At 63.0% G+C, this 1,664-nt stretch carries 2 protein-coding genes; both read left to right on the forward strand.

Going from position 1 to position 1,664, the window contains the following annotated elements; genetic code table 11:
- Window positions 1-9 precede the first annotated feature (9 nt).
- Window positions 10-456 carry a cache domain-containing protein gene (locus tag B2W70_RS03710; RefSeq protein WP_058088181.1) on the forward strand — a complete coding sequence of 149 codons (447 nt, stop codon included), beginning with the start codon at window positions 10-12 and terminating at the stop codon, window positions 454-456.
- A 47-nt stretch (window positions 457-503) separates the two neighbouring features.
- Window positions 504-1,664: methyl-accepting chemotaxis protein (locus B2W70_RS03715; protein WP_286742983.1), on the forward strand; the 1,161-nt coding region annotated here is incomplete at its 3' end.

A 1,664-nucleotide genomic window follows, 5' to 3' on the forward strand; every position in this document is an offset into this window, starting at 1 on the left:
ATCAAGTGGATGGTCGCCGCCGTGGTCGCCGCCGCAGGTCTTTCCAATGCTGCCCTGGCCGCCGATGGTGGCGCCACCAAGGACGATGCCGTGGGCATGGTCAAAAAGGGCGTGGCCCACGTGAAGTCGGCCGGCAAGGACAAGGCGTATGCCGAGTTCAGCGACAAGGCCAACGCCAGTTGGCGCAAGGAAGACCTGTACCTGGTGGTCTATGGCCTGGACGGCACCGTGCACGCCCACGGCGCCAACGCCAAGATGATCGGCAAGAACCTGATCGAGTTGAAGGACATCGACGGCAAGCTCTTCGTCAAGGAGCGCGTCGACATGGCCAAGTCCCAAGGCACCTTCTGGCAGGACTACAAGTTCACCAACCCCGAGACCAAGAAGATCGAGCCCAAGCAGATGTACTGCGAAAAGCTCGAGGACACCGTGCTCTGCGGCGGCATCTACAAGTGAACTGATTCGGTCCAGGATGCGGACCCGGTGGGTCCGAAGGATGACCCATGAAACTTCGCGCCAAGTTGATGGTGGCGCCAGCCCTGGTCAGTGGCGTGCTGCTGCTGGCCTTGGGCGGCTACCTGGCCGTGATGGCCCATTTTCGCGATCAAAGCCACGTCAGTTATGAGGACGCCATCACCCGGCAGGTCAGCATCGCGGGCGTGGTGGACTCGCTGGGGGATGCGCACGTCGACATGTACCGAACCGTCACGATCATCGGATCGCTCGACGATGCCCAGGTCAAAGCTCGGCGCGACGCCCTGCCCAAAGCGGCAGAGCAGGTCCGCAAGGGTGTGGAAACCAGCGTGCCCGAGGCGGTTCGTTCGTCACCTGCTTACCAGCAGTTTGATCAGGCGCTGAACAAGTACGCCAAGTCCGCCGATGCGGCCATTGACCTGTCCACCATCGACCCCAACACCGGCATCGCTGCCCTGCAGACCGCAGACGCCGATTTCAAGGCGGTCAAGGTCAGCCTTGATCAGCTCGAAGCACAGGTGCGAGGTGCGGCCGACGAGGCCGTGCTCGATCTCGAAGCTGCGGCTTTGCGCAACAGCCTGATCCTGTCGCTGATGGGTGTTCTGGCTGGTGTCGGCGCGCTGGTCTATGCATGGCGCTTGCAGAGCCAGGTGATCTCTGATCTGGGGCGGGCGGTCGATGCATCGAATGCGGTGGCGTCCGGGCGCTTTGACACCGACTTGTCTGCTCGCACGCAAGATGAGATCGGCCAGCTGATGGAAGGTCTGCAACGCATGGTCGCCGAGCTCTCGTCATCGATGACAGTGGTTCAACAGGCCGCGCAGATGATCGAGACCGCCTCCACGGAGATCGCTGCGGGCAATCAGGATCTCAGCCAGCGCACCGAGCACACGGCCTCGAGCCTCCAGGAAACCGCGTCCTCCATGGACCAGCTCACCAGCACGGTGAGGCACACGGCCGAGTCGGCCCGTTCGGCCAACGACCTGGCGGCCAGCGCCACCCAGGCCGCGCGCCAGGGCGGCGAGGTGATGCAGCAGGTGGTGCGAAACATGAGCGAGATCGACGCTGCCTCGCGCAAGATCAACGAGATCATCGGCGTGATCGATGGCATCGCTTTCCAGACCAACATCCTGGCCTTGAACGCTGCGGTGGAAGCTGCACGTGCCGGTGAACAGGGCCGAGGCTTTGCC

Source organism: Aquabacterium sp. UBA2148 (genome assembly GCF_002328915.1).
In the GTDB taxonomy this organism is placed as follows: domain Bacteria; phylum Pseudomonadota; class Gammaproteobacteria; order Burkholderiales; family Burkholderiaceae_C; genus Aquabacterium; species Aquabacterium parvum.